The organism is Kitasatospora sp. NPDC047058, from assembly GCF_040643935.1.
In the GTDB taxonomy this organism is placed as follows: Bacteria; Actinomycetota; Actinomycetes; order Streptomycetales; family Streptomycetaceae; genus Kitasatospora.
Genome location: NZ_JBEYVJ010000026.1, coordinates 15,709 through 31,797, shown reverse-complemented (window position 1 = coordinate 31,797; position 16,089 = coordinate 15,709). Strand labels below are relative to the sequence as shown.

General features: G+C 73.2%; 10 protein-coding genes. All 10 read right to left on the bottom strand.

Features of this window, described 5'->3' with window-relative positions; translation table 11 throughout:
* Nucleotides 1–404: 404 nt before the first annotated feature.
* On the bottom strand, nucleotides 405–3,452 hold the full coding sequence (locus ABZ885_RS06390; RefSeq protein WP_360183987.1) for an AAA family ATPase: 3,048 nt from the start codon (nucleotides 3,450–3,452) through the stop codon (nucleotides 405–407).
* Nucleotides 3,453–3,586: 134 nt separating this feature from the next.
* Entirely contained in the window at nucleotides 3,587–3,745 is a 159-nt protein-coding gene (locus tag ABZ885_RS06385; protein WP_360183985.1) for a hypothetical protein, read from the bottom strand.
* Between the two features lie 299 nt (nucleotides 3,746–4,044).
* Nucleotides 4,045–5,556 (bottom strand): Asp-tRNA(Asn)/Glu-tRNA(Gln) amidotransferase subunit GatB, encoded by a 1,512-nt coding sequence (gatB, locus tag ABZ885_RS06380; protein ID WP_360183984.1) that lies wholly within the window; start codon nucleotides 5,554–5,556, stop codon nucleotides 4,045–4,047.
* A gap of 77 nt (nucleotides 5,557–5,633) precedes the next feature.
* Nucleotides 5,634–5,873, bottom strand: a complete 240-nt coding sequence (locus ABZ885_RS06375) for a hypothetical protein (RefSeq protein WP_360183982.1) — start codon at nucleotides 5,871–5,873, stop codon at nucleotides 5,634–5,636.
* Nucleotides 5,870–7,363, bottom strand: coding sequence for an Asp-tRNA(Asn)/Glu-tRNA(Gln) amidotransferase subunit GatA (gatA, locus tag ABZ885_RS06370; protein WP_360183980.1), 1,494 nt, complete (start codon nucleotides 7,361–7,363; stop codon nucleotides 5,870–5,872). The genes ABZ885_RS06375 and gatA overlap by 4 nt, the downstream gene beginning before the upstream one ends.
* Nucleotides 7,364–7,368: 5 nt before the next feature.
* A complete protein-coding gene (gene gatC, locus ABZ885_RS06365; protein ID WP_360183978.1) occupies nucleotides 7,369–7,665 on the bottom strand; it encodes an Asp-tRNA(Asn)/Glu-tRNA(Gln) amidotransferase subunit GatC in 297 nt (98 codons plus the stop codon).
* A 218-nt stretch (nucleotides 7,666–7,883) separates the two neighbouring features.
* A complete protein-coding gene (locus ABZ885_RS06360) occupies nucleotides 7,884–9,884 on the bottom strand; it encodes an EAL domain-containing protein (RefSeq protein WP_360183976.1) in 2,001 nt (666 codons plus the stop codon).
* Between the two features lie 309 nt (nucleotides 9,885–10,193).
* Nucleotides 10,194–12,467, bottom strand: coding sequence for an NAD-dependent DNA ligase LigA (ligA, locus tag ABZ885_RS06355; protein WP_360184001.1), 2,274 nt, complete (start codon nucleotides 12,465–12,467; stop codon nucleotides 10,194–10,196).
* 23 nt (nucleotides 12,468–12,490) lie between these two features.
* A complete protein-coding gene (locus ABZ885_RS06350; protein ID WP_360183974.1) occupies nucleotides 12,491–13,501 on the bottom strand; it encodes a methionine synthase in 1,011 nt (336 codons plus the stop codon).
* A gap of 143 nt (nucleotides 13,502–13,644) precedes the next feature.
* Entirely contained in the window at nucleotides 13,645–15,927 is a 2,283-nt protein-coding gene (locus ABZ885_RS06345; protein WP_360183972.1) for a right-handed parallel beta-helix repeat-containing protein, read from the bottom strand.
* Between the last annotated feature and the right edge of the window lie 162 nt (nucleotides 15,928–16,089).

The following is a 16,089-nucleotide window of genomic DNA, read 5'->3' as shown; positions in this document are numbered from 1 at the left end:
TCCGGGCAGCACCGCATCGGTGGAGCTCACTCGGCCTCTCCCCCTCCGGCCCGGGGCCTCGCGCCCCGGCCACGGGCCACCGGCCGCGCAGCTGGTGGCCGTACGCGGTGACCTGGCGCCCCGTCAGGGCGGTGGCCCAGGGAGCGGCCGGCCTGCCGGCCGACGCACCGCACCGATGTTCCCGATCGGGACCCTACACCACTTCGGTCACTCAATGACACGCACACTCAACTTAGAGTAATGGCGTAGGGATGGGGAATTGCACCCGATTCCGCCGGAACGGGCCGATTGGCGGGGGCGCACGGGTGGGGGCACACGCGGCGCGCACGGGAGCACGCGAAGGCGCCCGGCGGCCGGCGGCCGGTCCGGACCGGGCGGCCGACGGGCGCCGACGGCGGGGCGGCTCAGCGGCCCGCCGGGGCGAGGTCGTCGGGGAAGAGCCGCAACCGGTGGGCCAGCGCGGCCGCTTCGACCCGGCCGGCCACCGCGAGCTTGCCGAGGATGTTGGAGACGTGCACGCTCGCGGTCTTCGGCGAGATGTACAGCTCCTCGGCGATCTGCCGGTTGGTGCGGCCCCGGGCGAGCAGCCGGAGCACGTCCCGCTCACGGGGGGTGAGACCGAACCCGTCGCCGGCCGGAACCGGCTCGGCCGGGGCGGCGGCGCGTCCGGGGCGCACGGAGAGCGTCAGACCGGCCCGTTCGGCCAGCGCGGTGATATCGGCCAGCAGCCGCCGGTCACCCCGTTCCCGGGCGAGTGCCCGGGCCTCGCGCAGCCGTTCGGCCCCGGCCTCGCGGTCGCCGGCCAGCACCTCGGCCTCGCCCGCCCGCAGCAGCACCAGCGCCAGCGGGTACGGCAGCCCGGTCGGCCGCAGCGCCTCGGCGGCCGCCGCCCAGTGCGCCGGGGTGTCCGCGCCCTCGGCGCGGGCGAGTTCGGCCTCCACCGTCCGGGCCCAGCCGTGGTGCACCGGGACCGTCGGGGTCAGCCCGGCGGCCGCTGCGGCGATCTTCGCCAGCACCCCGGCCCGGCCGGGCTCCATCGCGGGCAGACCGCGGTGGTCCGCCTCCATCCCCGCGCCGAGCGCCAGCAGCGGGTACAACGAGGACTCCGTCCCGGCCGGGAGGTGCTGGTCGATCACCGCGAGCAGTTCGGCCCGGGCCTCCTCCGGGCGGCCACTGCGGGCCGCGGTCACCAGCGCGAGCCGGGATATCGGCACGATGTGCTGGAACTGGCAGTTGTGCCGGAAGGCGCGGGCCTGGGCCAGCAGGCCGGTCGCGCTGGGCAGGTCGTCGCGCAGCAGGGCGAGGTCGCCGCGCAGCCGGTCCAGGAACTCGGCATGGCTGCCCGGGGGGTCGTGCCGCTCGGACGCGGCCAGCGCCTCGGCCGCCTCCTCGATCCGGCCGAGGTCGAGCAGCGCCTCGGCGAGGTTGCCGGTCAGGATGGTGCCGCTGTTGCGCAGCAGGCCGTTGCCGCCGGCCGCCTCCAGGCCCTCCCGGGCGAGCGCCACCGCCTCCTCCGCCCGGCCGAGCGACTTCAGCAGGCTGGCCAGGTTGTTGATCCCGCGCAGCAGGACGTCGGGGACGCCGAGCCCGCGGGTGGCGGCGATCGCCGCGGACAGCTCGGCGATGCCCCGGTCGGGGTCGTGGTCGAGGTCGTTGCGCAGCATGCCGAGGGTCATCCGGGCGTGCTGCTCCACCGAGTGCGCGCCGACCTGCCGGGCGATCGCGACGGCCCGCTCGGCCAGGGCGGCGTCCTCCTCGGTCGGGTCGTGCAGCACCGCGATGCCGGCGCTCAGCGCGAACACCTCGGCCTGCACCGCCGAGGGCGGCAGGTGCTCGACCAGACGCCGGGCGTGGGCCGCCTCGTCGTGGTTGCCCGCCCGGTTGAGGTGACCGAGCATCCGGGCCCGGTTCATCCGGAACCAGGCCGCCCGGGCCGGGTCGCGGCTCTCGTCGACCAGCTTCAGCGCCCGCTTGGCCAGGCTCAGCCCGCGCTCGCGGTCGCCGCTGCGCCGGGCCGCGACCACCGCCTCGGCCAGCACGTCGACCAGTTGCAGCCGCTCGCAGTCCTGGTCGTGCGGCTCCACGTCGCAGGAGCAGGGCGGGTAGCTCTCGGCCCAGTCGTACGGCCGCAGGGTGTGCGCGAGCGGGCCCTCGGGGACGTCGTCCCAGAGTTCGAGGGCGCGTTCCAGCATCCGCAGCTGCTCGGCGAAGGCGTTGCGCCGGCGGGCGGCCCGGGCGGCGTCCAGCGCGCTCGGCAGGGCCCGGGCCGGATCGTGCGCGTGGTACCAGTAGTTGGCCAGCCGGGCCGGGCGGACGTCACTGCCGACCAGGTGCGGGTGCTGCTCCAGCGCGGTGGCGAAACGGCGGTTGATGCGGTGCCGTTCGCCGGGCAGCAGGTCGTCCGAGACCGCCTCGCGGACCAACGCGTGCCGGAACCGGTAGCCGTCGCCGTCGGTGTCCGGCCGCAGGATGTTGGCGCCGACGGCCGCCCGCAGCGACTCGATCAGCTCCTCCTCGTCGTCCAGCACGGCGGCCAGCAGGGCGTGTTCGACGTAGGAGCCGCCCTCGGCGGCGATCCGCAGCACCCGCTGGGTCTCCTCGTCCAGCGCCTCGACCCGGACCAGCAGGATGTCCCGCAGCGAGTCGGTGAGGCCGGCCGAGCAGCCGTCCTGGAAGGCCGTGGCGAGCTCCTCGACGAAGAACGGGTTGCCCTCGGAGCGGCGGTGGATCCGGTCGACCAGCTGCCGGTCGGGGTCGGCGGTGCCGAGGATGCCGGCCAGCTGCGCGGCGACCTCGCCCGGGCCGAACCGTTCCAGCTCCATCCGCTGGACGGTGCGCAGCCGCTCCAGCTCGGCCAGGAAGGGCCGCAGCGGGTGCCGGCGGTGCAGGTCGTCGGTGCGGTAGGTGGCGACCAGCAGGACGCGGGCCCGGTGCAGGGTGCGGACCAGGTAGGCGAACAGCTCCCGGGTGGAGCGGTCGGACCAGTGCAGGTCCTCCACGGCGAGGACGAGGGTACGGTCCGCGCCGAGCCGTTCGAACAGCCTCGCGGTGTGCTCGAACAGCCGGGCCCGGCCGTACTCGTCGTTGGGTTCGCCGTCGGCCTCGCCGAAGTCGGGCAGCAGCCGCGCGAGATGACCCTCCATCCCGGCGGCGGCCACCTCCAGCTCGGAGCCCAGGCCGCGGTGCAGCCGGCGCAGCGCGGTGGCCAGCGGCGCGTACGGCAGGCCCTCGGCACCGACCTCCAGGCAGCCGCCGACCGTGGTGGCCACTCCCCCGCCGGCGCCGGCCAGGGCGAGGAACTCCTCCAGCAGCCGGGTCTTGCCCACGCCGGCCTCGCCGCCGATCAGGACGGTCTGCGGGCTCCCGGAGCCGGCCCGCCGCAGCGCGTCGGTCAGTTCGGTGATCTCGCTGCCGCGGCCGACGAAGACGGGACTCACCGATGTCTGCTGCATGGAGGCGAGCATGCCATAAGCCGACTGGCCCGGCCGAGGGGATATCCCGGTTCCCGTACACCCGGAAGGGGAGGTGCCCTGGTGCGGCACCTCCCCTTCCTTCTCCCGTCCGGCACCAGGGTGGTGCCGGTCCGTCAGCATTCGGCCAGGCGCGCGGGGCGCTGCTCGGTGCGGGCGGCCGGACGGCGGCGCCAGCTGCGGCGGCCGCCCTGGGCCTCACGGACCAGGCGCTGGTGGTCGGCGCGCTCCTGGAGTTCGCGGACCTGCTGCTGGATGAGCTCGTACTCGATCACTTCGGTTCCCCTTGTGGGTCTCACTGCGTTTCGCTGTCGAGTAAGAGCTTCCTCCCCCAGGTGGGGCCGTCACATCGGAAGCCTGACCGATCTTCCGGGCCCCGGATGCCTTAGACGGGGCCCCGGACAACGGCAAAGGCCCGGCCTCGCTCCGATTCGGAGGTAAAGCCGGGCCTTAGGCCCTACTTAGAGAGCCTTAGACGCCTTAGGTGCCTTAGGAAGCTCAGGGTGTCGAGCTACTCCAGGTGCCTACTGGCTGTGCCTACTGACCTTCCACGCCGAGGCGCTCCAGGCTGTGCCTACTGACCTTCCACGCCGAGGCGCTCCAGGATGAGGTCCTTGACGCGGGCCGCGTCGGCCTGGCCGCGGGTGGCCTTCATGACCGCGCCGACCAGCGCGCCCACCGCGGCGACCTTGCCGTCGCGGATCTTGGCGGCGATCGCCTCGTTGTCGGCGATGGCCTGGTCGACGGCGGCGCCAAGCGCGGAGTCGTCCGAGACGACGGCCAGGCCGCGCTTCTCGACGACCTCGTCCGGCTCGCCCTCGCCGGCCAGCACGGCCTCGATGACCTGACGGGCCAGCTTGTCGTTCAGCTTGCCCTCGGCGACCAGCGCGGTGACCCGGGCGACCTGCGCCGGGGAGATCGGCTGCTCGCTCAGCTCGGTGCCGGTCTCGTTGGCCCGGCGGGCCAGCTCGCCCATCCACCACTTGCGGGCCTGGTCGGCCGGGGCGCCGGCGGCGATGGTCTCCAGGATCGGCTCGACCGCACCGGCGTTCAGCACCGACTGCATGTCCTTGTCGGACAGGCCCCACTCGGCCTGGAGCCGGGCCCGGCGGACCCGCGGCAGCTCGGGCAGCCCGGCCCGCAGCTCCTCGACCCACTCGCGCGAGGGCGCGATCGGGACCAGGTCCGGCTCGGGGAAGTAGCGGTAGTCCTCGGCGTTGTCCTTGATCCGGCCCGAGGTGGTGCTGCCGTCCTCCTCGTGGAAGTGCCGGGTCTCCTGGATGATCGTGCCGCCGTCGATCAGCACGGTGGCGTGCCGCTGGATCTCGAACCGGGCGGCCCGCTCGACGCTGCGCAGCGAGTTGACGTTCTTGGTCTCCGAGCGGGTGCCGAAGGTCTCGGTGCCGTTCGGGCGCAGCGACAGGTTGACGTCGCAGCGCATCTGGCCCTTGTCCATCCGGGCCTCGGAGACGCCCAGCGCCTTGATCAGCTCGCGCAGCTCGGCGACGTACGCCCGGGCGACCTCGGGGGCGCGCTCGCCGGCGCCGGCGATCGGCTTGGTGACGATCTCGATCAGCGGGATGCCGGCCCGGTTGTAGTCGAGCAGCGAGTGGGTGGCGCCGTGGATGCGGCCGGTCGCGCCACCGACGTGGCTGGACTTGCCGGTGTCCTCCTCCATGTGGGCGCGCTCGATCTCCACGCGGAAGGTCGAGCCGTCCTCCAGCTGCACATCGAGGTAGCCGTTGAAGGCGATCGGCTCGTCGTACTGCGAGGTCTGGAAGTTCTTCGGCATGTCCGGGTAGAAGTAGTTCTTCCGGGCGAACCGGCACCACTCGGCGATCTCGCAGTTCAGCGCCAGGCCGATCTTGACGGCCGACTCCACGCCGACCGCGTTGACCACCGGCAGCGAGCCCGGCAGGCCCAGACAGGTCGGGCAGACCTGGCTGTTCGGCTCGGCACCCAGCTCGGTCGAGCAACCGCAGAACATCTTGGTCTTGGTGCCCAGCTCGACGTGGACCTCAAGGCCCATCACCGGGTCGTACGACGCGAGAGCGTCCTCGTAGGAGACCAGGTTCATGACGCTCACAGCGTCCCTTCGCTAAAAGTCTGTGGAGGTACGGGCCCGGCCGCGCACCACGGGTGCGGGCCGGGCCGGGGGCTTGCTCAGCCCAGCAGCACGTCGTCGTCGCCGAGGCGGCGCAGCTCGCGCACCAGCAGGGCGGTGCCGGTGATCAGGGCCGCGGCACCGACCAGGGCGTTGACCAGCTTGAGGGTGTCGCTCTCATCGCGGGCCCTCCGGACGTCCTTGACCACGGAGATCGCGCCGAAGGCGCTGGTGCCGATGGACAGCCAGAGGCCGGGCTTGGTGTGCTTGAAGCCCTTGGCCTTCTCGATCTTGCTCACAGTGCCGGTGCCTCCTCCAGCAGGGTGTGCCCCCACTTGTCGTTGAGTGCGGCCTCGACGGCGCCGCCCACGCGGTACAGGCGGTCGTCCGCCATCGCGGGTGCGATGATCTGCAGGCCGACCGGGAGATTGTCCTCCGGGGCCAGGCCGCAGGGCAGCGACATGGCCGCATTGCCCGCGAGGTTCGACGGAATCGTGCAGAGGTCGGCCAGGTACATCGCCATCGGGTCGTCGGCGCGCTCGCCGATCGGGAAGGCGGTGGTCGGGGTGGTCGGGGAGACCAGCACGTCCACGCCGGCGAAGGCGGCGTCGAAGTCCCGCGAGATCAGGGTGCGGACCTTCTGGGCCGAGCCGTAGTAGGCGTCGTAGTAGCCCGAGGAGAGGGCGTAGGTGCCGAGGATGATGCGGCGCTTCACCTCGGGGCCGAAGCCGGCCTCGCGGGTGAGGGCGGTGACGTCCTCGGCCGAGCGGGTGCCGTCGTCGCCGACCCGCAGGCCGTAGCGCATCGCGTCGAAGCGGGCCAGGTTGGAGGAGGCCTCGCTCGGGGCGATCAGGTAGTACGCCGGCAGCGCCAGGGTGAACGACGGGCAGGAGACCTCGACGACCTCGGCGCCCAGCTCGCGCAGCAGCTCCACGGACTCGTTGAACCGCTGCATCACGCCGGCCTGGTAGCCCTCGCCGGCGAACTCCTTGACCACGCCGATCCGCATGCCGCGGATGTCGCGCATCTTCGCCGCCTCGACCACGGCCGGGACGGGCGCGTCGATCGAGGTGGAGTCCAGCGGGTCGTGGCCGGCGATGGCCTCGTGCAGCAGCGCCGCGTCCAGCACGGTGCGGGCGCACGGGCCGCCCTGGTCGAGGCTGCTGGAGAAGGCCACCAGGCCGAAGCGGGAGACCGACCCGTAGGTGGGCTTCACGCCGACCGTGCCGGTGACGGCGCCGGGCTGGCGGATCGAGCCGCCGGTGTCGGTGCCGATCGCCAGCGGGGCCTCGAAGGCGGCCAGCGCGGCGGCCGAACCGCCGCCGGAGCCGCCGGGGATGCGCCCGAGGTCCCACGGGTTGCCCGTGGTGCCGTAGGCGGAGTTCTCGGTGGAGGAGCCCATCGCGAACTCGTCCATGTTGGTCTTGCCGAGGATGACCACGCCGGCGTCCTTGAGACGCGTGGTCAGGGTGGCGTCGTACGGCGGGATCCAGCCTTCGAGGATCTTGGAACCGCAGGTGGTCGGGACGCCCTTGGTGGTGAAAACGTCCTTCAGCGCGAGCGGGACGCCGGCCAGCGGGCCCAGCTCCTCGCCCTTGGCGCGCTTCTCGTCGACGGCCTTGGCGGCGTTCAGCGCGCCCTCGGTGTCGACGTGCAGGAAGGCGTTGACCTTCTTGTCGACGGCGTCGATGCGGTCCAGGTGCGCCTGGGCGACCTCGACGGCGGAGACCTCGCCCTTGGCGATGGCGGCGGCCGTCTCGGCGGCCGTGTAACGGATCAGCTCGGTCATCTCGGTCAGTCCTCCCCGAGGATCTGCGGCACACGGAAACGCTGCTCCTCGGCGGCGGGGGCACCGGCCAGCGCCTGCTCGGGAGTGAGCGACGGCCGCACCTCGTCCGCGCGCATGACGTTGGTCAGCGGGAGCGGGTGGGAGGTCGGCGGGACGTCCTGTCCGGCGACCTCGGAAACGCGGGCGACCGCGCCGATGATCACGTCGAGCTGCGCGGCGAAGTGGTCCAGCTCTTCGGCCTTCAGCTCAAGACGCGACAGCCGGGCGAGGTGGGCGACCTCCTCGCGCGTGATGCCAGGCATGCAGCGATCCTCAGGGTGAGTTCTGGTGAGGCCCGGCGGTGCGGTGAGGCGGTGCCGGACCCGGGCAGGAGCAGCCGGCTCGGCGCTCCCGTCCTCTTGGTCTGTGGGCCCCATCCTATGGGGCCCGGCCCGGCCACCGGCCAACGAGTAACGCGGGGCGCGGTCACCGTCCCCGCGGTACGGGTGCGGCACGGGCCCTCCGCGCGTGCTCCGCGGTGCTACTGCGGCCTGGTGGGAGCCCAGTTCGGGGCGACCGGGGCCTGGATCTCCAGCTGTGCGGCCTGGGCGGCCTGCACCACCGGCGGCAGGACCGGCGGGGTGACCGGGGTGATGCAGGGCGGGATCACCGGCGGCATCACGGGCTCGATCAGCGGCTCGATCCGGGGCTGGGGGACCGGTGGCAGCACGGGCTGGACCAGGGGCTGGGCCGCGTGCGGGATCGCCGGCTGGACCAGCGGCTGGGCGACCGGCTTGATCACCGGCTTGATCACCGGCTGGGCCAGGTGCTGGGCGACCGGCTGGGCGACCGGCTGGATGACCGGTTTGGTCACCGGTTTGGCTCCCGGCTTCGTCACCGGCTTGGCCCCCGGGGGCAGCTGCTGGACGGCCGGCGGCAGCTGGGCGGCCGCGGTGAGCCGCTCCACCGGCGGGGCGCCGGTGCGGTGCACCCGCAGCCACGCGGTGGCCTGCTCGGCCGGCAGCGCCGCCGACACCAGCCAGCCCTGGACGGCGTCCACCCCCATGCGGTGCAGCCGCTCCCAGGTCTCGTCGTCCTCGACCCCCTCGGCGACCACGGTCAGGCCGAGCGAGTGCGCCAGCTCCACCGAGCAGCGGACCACCGCCGCGTCGTGGTCGTCGGCGACCATCCGGGAGACGAAGGAGCGGTCGATCTTCAGCTCGCCGACCGGCAGGCTGCGCAGCCGCACCAGCGAGGAGTGGCCGGTGCCGAAGTCGTCCAGGGACATCCCGACGCCGTAGCCGCGCAGCTCGGCCAGGGTGTCGGCGGCGCGCCGGGAGTCGTCCAGCAGCAGCCGCTCGGTGATCTCCAGCTGGAGCGCGTGGGCCGGCACCTGGTGGCGGACCAGGTGGCCGGCCACCCGCTGCGCGAAGCCCGGGTTGAGCACGTCGCGCGGCGAGACGTTCACCGCGACCTGCACCTGGAGGCCCTGCTCCCGCCAGCAAGCGAGCTGGCCGACGGCCGCCTCCAGCACGTAGTCGGTCAGCCGGGGCATCAGGCCGCTGGACTCGGCCAGGCCGACGAACTCGTCCGGCGAGACCTTGCCCTGGCCGGGCCGCTCCCAGCGCAGCAGCGCCTCCAGCCCGACCACCCGGCCGTCGAAGGCCACCTTCGGCTGGTAGTGCAGCTGAACCTCGCCGGTCTCCAGGGCCCGCCGCAGGTCGCCGAGCAGCCCGATCCGGTACGGCGTGTCGGCGTCCTGGGCCTCGTCGTACTGCTCCACCGAGGTCCGGCCGCGCTGGGCGTGGCCCATCGCGACGTCGGCCCGGCGCAGCAGCGACTCGGCGTCCTGGGCGTGCTGCGGGTAGACGCAGACGCCCGCGCTGGCCTCCAGGACGAGCAGCAGCCCGTCGAGGCGGATCGGGGCGGCCAGTTCGGCGATCAGCGCGGTGGCGACCTTCTCCAGGGTGTCCGGGCTGCCGACGCCGGGCAGCAGGACGGCGAACTCGTCGCCGCCCATCCGGGCCACCAGCGGGCGGCCGCGCCGGTAGTGCCGGGGCAGCCCGGCGAAGACGTCGTCGATCGACTCCCGGGTGGCGCTGCCGGCCGGGCCGCTGGACCGCAGCGCCCGGTGCAGCCGGCGGGCGATGTGCACCAGCAGCCGGTCGCCGGCGGTGTGGCCGAGCGTGTCGTTGAGTGACCGGAACCGGTCGAGGTCGAGCAGTATCAGGCCGATGTTGTACCCGGGGTCGTGCTCGGCGATCGCCTCCTGGGCGGCCAGCAGTAACGCCTGGCGGTTGGGCAGGTCCGTCAGCGGGTCGGTGAGCTGGTCCCGGGCACGGTCGCGGGCGATCCGCCAGGCCGCGACCAGCACGGCCAGCGGCACCGCGAACAGCGGCAGCAGCTCGGGCTCGTACCGGTAGACCAGGACGGCCAGCGGAATGAGCGGCGCGGCGCCGGCCAGCAGCACGCCGAGCAGCAGGACCGCACCCGCCACCCCCTGCGGCGGGCGTGTGGGCGCGCCGCCGGTCGTACGATCCATAAGCCCTGTCCTCCGTCGGGCCCGCCCCGTCAGGCCGCCTTACGGTGAGGCACCGTGCTGGTGCCGGCAGCTGCCGGGCATGAGCGACCCCGCGGAGACCGGCTCAGCCGGTGCCCCCACCCCTGCTGACACTCTGTTGCGCTCCAGGGTATTCCGGGGTCCACCCGCCGGGCAGACTTTCGGACAACCGGGAACGCGCCACCGCGTTCGGGTGTCGCACGGTGACACAATGCCCGCTTTCACTGTGCGGCACCCGGTGACGTTGCATCAGGACGATAACAAGACGGATTCGGCGCTTCCGCGCGCGGGTCAGTCCCCGGCGGGCGCCTCCCCGGCGGACTCGCCGTCCTCGATGCCGAGGTGGCGCCGGGCGGCGTCCGGGCCCTGCTCCAGCAGGACGGCGAAGCCCGCGTCGTCCAGGACGGGCAGCCCGAGCTGGACCGCCTTGTCGTACTTGGAGCCGGGATTGTCACCGGCCACCACGAAGTCGGTCTTCTTCGACACCGAACCGGTCACCTTCGCTCCGCGCGAGGTCAGCGCCTCCTTGGCGCCGTCCCGGGTGTGCCCGGCCAGGGTGCCGGTGACCACGACGGTCAGGCCCTCCAGCGGGCGCTCGCCCTGCTCCTCGGCGGCCTCCTCGGTGAAGCGGACGCCGGCCGCGCGCCACTTCTCCAGGATCTCCCGGTGCCACTCCACCTGGTACCACTCGATGATCGAACGGGCCGTGCCGGGCCCGACGCCCTCGGTGGCGGCCAGGCGCTCCTCGTCGGCCGCGAAGACCGCGTCCAGGTCGCGGAACTCGCGCGCCAGCGCCTGGGCGGCCACCGGACCGACATGACGGATGGACAGCCCGTTGAGGTAGCGCCAGAGCGGGCGGTCCTTCGCGTTGCCGAGGTTCTCCAGCAGCAGGCCGGTGGTCTTCTTGGCCGCGCCGGTGGTGGTGGCGAAGAAGAACACCTCCTTCTCCTCGCCGGTGACGTCGTCCAGCTTGGGCATGCCGGTCTTCTGGTCCCTGACCAGCACCTTGATCGGCAGCAGCTGCTCCTCGGTGAGGCCGAAAATGTCGCCCTCGTTCCGCACCGGCGCCTCGGCCGGCGCCAGCGGCTGGGTCAGCGCGGTGGCCGCGACGTAGCCGAGACCCTCGATGTCGAGGCAGGACCGACCGCCGAGGAAGGCGATCCGCTCGCGGATCTGGGCCGGGCAGAACTGCGCGTTCGGGCAGCGCAGGTCGATGTCCCCCTCGGCCATCGGGCGCAGCTCGCTGCCGCACTCCGCGCAGTGCGAGGGCATCACGAACTCCTGCTCGGAGCCGTCCCGCAGGTCGTAGACCGGGCCGAGGATCTCCGGGATGACGTCACCGGCCTTGCGGAGCACGATGGTGTCGCCCAGCAGGACGTCCTTGGCCTTGACGACCTGCTGGTTGTGCAGCGTCGCGTACTGGACCATCGAGCCGGCCACCTTCACCGGCTCGGCCAGCACCGCGTACGGGGTGGCCCGCCCAGTGCGCCCGATGCCGACCTTGATGGCGGCCAGCTTGCCGGTGACCTCCTCCGGCGGGTACTTCCAGGCGATCGCCCAGCGCGGGGACTTGGAGGTGGCGCCGAGCCGGCCCTGGAGGGCGATCTCGTCCACCTTGACCACGACGCCGTCGATCTCGTGCTCGACCGAGTGGCGCTGCTCGCCGAACCGCCTGATGAAGGCGCGGACCTCGTCGAGCGTCCCCACCACCTCGTTGTGCCGGGCGGTCGGCAGCCCCCAGTCGTGCAGCAGCCGGTAGGCGTGCGACTGGTTGTCGATGTCGAGGCCGACCCGGGCGCCGATGCCGTGCACCACCATGTGCAGCGGACGGGAGGCGGTGACGTGCGGGTCCTTCTGGCGCAGCGAGCCGGCGGCGGCGTTGCGCGGGTTCATGAACAGCCGGATCATCGCCCGGGGCCGCCTGCCCTCCTCGGCGCGCTCCTCGTTCTCCTGTCTGCGGCGCTCGTTCTCCTCCGCGAACGAGGCGTTGAGCGCCTCGAACGCCTCGGTCGGGAAGTACACCTCGCCGCGGATCTCGACCAGCTCGGGGATGTCGTCCCCCTTGAGCTGGTGCGGGATCTCCTTGATGGTGCGGACGTTGGCGGTGATGTCCTCGCCGACCCGGCCGTCGCCGCGGGTCGCGGCCTGCACCAACTGGCCGTTCTCGTAGGTGAGGTTGACGGCCAGGCCGTCCACCTTGAGCTCGCAGAGGTAGTGGTACTCGATGCCCTGCAGCTCGGTGGCGACGCGCTCGGCCCAGGCGGCCAGCTCCTCGTCGTCCATCGCGTTGTCCAGGCTGAGCAGCCGCTCGCGGTGCTCGACGGCGGCGAACAGCTCCGTCGGGGCGCCGCCGACCCGCTGGGTCGGCGACTCCGGCGTGACCAGGGCCGGGTGCCCGGCCTCCAGCTCCTCCAGCTCGCGCATCAGCGCGTCGAACTCGGCGTCGCTGACGACCGGGGCGTCCTGCTCGTAGTAGCGGGCACGGTGGTCCGTGATCTCGGCCGCCAGCTCGGCGTGCCGCCTGCGCACCTCCGCCGGGACGTCCTCCCAGCCCTCGACAGCCACCACCGCAAGCCCTCCGTTACTTCCTACTCCGGGTTGTCCACCAGGCTCTGCGCCGCCCGCGCGCTGAGTGACAGCGCCTTGCGCGCGTACGCCGGGGAGGCACCGGCCAGCCCGCAGGCCGGCGTCACCAGCACCCGGCGGCCCAGCAGCTCCGGGGCGAACCCGAGCCTGCGCCACAACGTCCTGACACCCTGGACACTACCGGCCGGGTCCGACACCGCCTGGTCAGTGGAGGGGACGACACCGGCGAGGATCACCGTGCCCGCCTCGACGGCCTCGCCGAGGTCGTCGTCCGAGCGCTCCGTCAGCAGCGAGAAGTCGAGCGAGACACCGGCCACCCCGGCGCGGCGCAGCAGCGGGACGGGCACCTGCGGCGCGCAGCAGTGCACCACCACGGGGGCGTCCAGGCCGCGGATCAGCTCGCGCAGGTTCTCCTCGGCGACCTGCCGGTCGACCGCGCGCAGCCGCTGGAAGCCGCTGGCGGTCTTCACGGCGCCGGCCAGCACGGCGGGCAACGAGGGCTCGTCGAGCTGGAGGACGACCTCCGCCCCGGGGATCCGCCGGCGGACGTCGGCGAGGTGGCGGCGCAGGCCCTCGGCGAGCGAGTCCGCGATGTCGCGGCAGGCGCCCGGGTCGGAGAGCGCCTTCTCGCCGTGCTTGAGCTCGATCGAGGCGGCCAGCGTCCACGGCCCGACGGCCTGGACCTTCAGCGCGCCCCGGTACCCCTGGGTGAACTCCTCCAGCGCGTCGAGGTCCTCGCCGAGCCAGGAGTGGGCGCGCCGGGTGTCCCGGCCGGGGTGGTCGGTGAACCGCCAGCCGCTCGGCTCGGTCTGCGCGAACAGTTCGACCAGCAGGCCGGCGCCGCGCCCGATCATGTCGGCGCCCGGTCCGCGGGCGGGCAGCTCGGGGAGGAACGGCAGGTGCTCCAGCGCCCCGGTGGCCGTCTTCGCGGCATCCCGCGCGTCGGTGCCGGGCAGCGAGCCCACGCCGGTGGCGGCGCCGGGCAGGTCGGGGAAGGGGTGTCCGTTGCTCACCCCGGAAGCGTACGGGAGCGGCGGACACCGGCGTCCGGAGCCGGGCCGGGCCGGAAGGCTGCCGGGCTGCCGGGAACGCCCGCGGCCCCGGGCCGAGCGCGGGGCTCGGCACCGGGGCCACGGGGCGGCACTCAACGGGTCGCTCAGTACCCCTGGTAGCCGAACAGGTCGACCACGATGTGCGCCGGGGCGCCGCTGGAGTTGCGGATCGAGATCCTGCCGTCCTTGACCGGGACCACCACCTGGTTGGCGATGGTCTCGCCGCGCTCGAAGTTGAGGTTCGAGGCGTTCGGGACGGCCTGGCCGTACGGGTAGGCCGTCAGGAACCCGTTGCTGCCGGGCTCGGTCACGGTGACGTTCAGCGTGACGGCGGTGGCGTTCGGCGCGTCGATCGGGATGTCCAGCGTCTCGCCGGCCCCGACGGTGCCCGCCGGGCGCGCCCCGGACTCGTAGTTGACGTCCTCGCGGGTGTCCGCGATCCGCCACGGGCCGACCGGGTGGTAGCTGACCGTGCCCTGGGGCAGGGGGAGGTAGAAGCCCGCGAGGTCCGCGATCACGTGCACCGTGCCGCCGGAGGAGTTGTGGAACGACACGAAGCCGTCCTTGACCGGCACCGTCACCAGGTTCGAAATCGTCCGCCCGGCCGTCCAGTTCAGGTTCGACGCGTTCGGGGCCCGGTCACCGTGCGGGTACACGGTGAGGAAGCCCGCCTGGGTCGGCTCGGTCACCGTCACGTTCATGGTGACGGCCTTGACGAAGGGGTTGTCGTGACCGGCGAGGCCGGCCACGGGGAGGTCGATCGTGCCGCCGGCCGGGACGGCCTGCTTCTGCGGGACGCCGATCGGCTCCCGGGTGTCCAGCAGACGGGTCGGGCCCTGCGCGCGGAACAGGTAGCCCTTGGCGGAGTAGTAGCCGGCCAGGTCCGCGACCACGTGGGCGGTGCCGCCCGAGGAGTTGCGGAAGGAGACCTTGCCGTCCTTGACCGGGACGGTCACCAGGTTCGGGATCGTCAGCCCGGGCGTCCAGTTGAGGTTGGACGCGTTCGGCGCCTCGTCGCCGTGCGGGTAGACGGTCAGGACGCCGGACTGCTGGGTCTCGGTGACGGTGACGTTCATGGTCACCGCGGTGACGCCCTCGGCGGGGATGCCCGCCACCCCGGCGACCTGGAGGTCGACCGTGCCGCCGGCCGGGACGGCCGTCGTGCCCGGCACGCCGACCGCCTCACGGGTGTCCAGCAGACGCGTCGGACCGGCCGGCGTGAACGCCGAGCCCACGTCCAGGTCCTCGTACGCACCGCGGTCCCGGTAACCCTTGCCGGTACCGGTGTTGGGCACCGTCGGGTCGTCGGCGGGGGCGAACCCCCCGATCTCGACGGGCAGCATGCCGGGGGCGTTCTCGTCCGCCGAGTCGATCCGGTGGTCGGCCGGCACGCCCGGGCCCTTCCGGACGTAGCTGGGGGCCACGAAGTCGTGCGCGCCCTGCCCGGTGGCCGCGGTGAACGCCGCCTGGGTGCCGTACTTGGTGCCGGCCCAGTCGTACGCCGAGCCGCCGCTGCGCGAGTCCACCAGGTTGTAGTCCACCTTGGTGCCCGCGGTGGCGGCGGCCGCCACGGTGATCCCGGTGCCCTTCGCCGGGTCCGGGCACGCCTTCTCGTAGGACTGCGCGCTGTCGACCACGTTGTTCTCGACCACCGCGCCACCGGACCCGCCGGTGATCACGATCCCGGGGAAGCAGGACGAGTAGACGGTGTTGCTGACGATCACGGTGCCCGGGGCGTCGTTGACGGCGATGCCGGTCATCTCGTCGGCGTAGTTCCCCATGATGCCGTTGGTGGTCAGGACCGTCCCGGTGGCACCACCGTCCACCTTGAAGACCGGTCCCTGGCCGCCGACCTGGCCCCGCGCGTAGGTGACGCCCCGCGAGCCGTTGGTGACGTGGATCGGGCCGCCGCCACCGGCCGAGACGTTGGTGAAGCCCACGTCGTTCGAGGCGTCGACCAGGACCATGTCCTGGCGGAAGGTCCCGGCGATGGTCAGGTTCTCGAACCTGACGTGCTCCGCACCGCGGACCGTGATGCCCTTGCTGGGGCTGTTCCACCCGCCGAAGCGGGCAACGCCGCCGCCGGAGCCCCCGACGGGCGCGCTGCGGAAGGTGACCGGCGCCGCTTCGGTGCCGGACCGGGTGACCGTCAGGTCCTCGGCGTAGGTGCCCTCGGCGATCTCCACCGTCTGGCCGGGCTGGACCACGGCCGCCGCGGCACCGACGGTGCAGAACGGCGCGCCCGGTGCGCCGCTGCCGACGTCGGTGCAGTTCGCACCGGCCGCGTTGTTGACGTACAGCGTGCTGCCGGCCGCCGCCGCACCGACCGAACCGACGGCCGGAAGCCCGACCGAGCCGATCAGCGCAGCGCCGACCACCAGCGCCATGCGAGTCCTGGAAATGGGAAGCCCCCTGGGCTGGAAGAACGGCCCGAAGCCGCGTCAGACACCCTCCCCCGTGGAGGGCGCAGCGGATCATCCCACGCACGTTCGATACGTGCCAACACCATGACCGGCCTGCATGTTGACGGTCAGAACACGCGGCCCCGA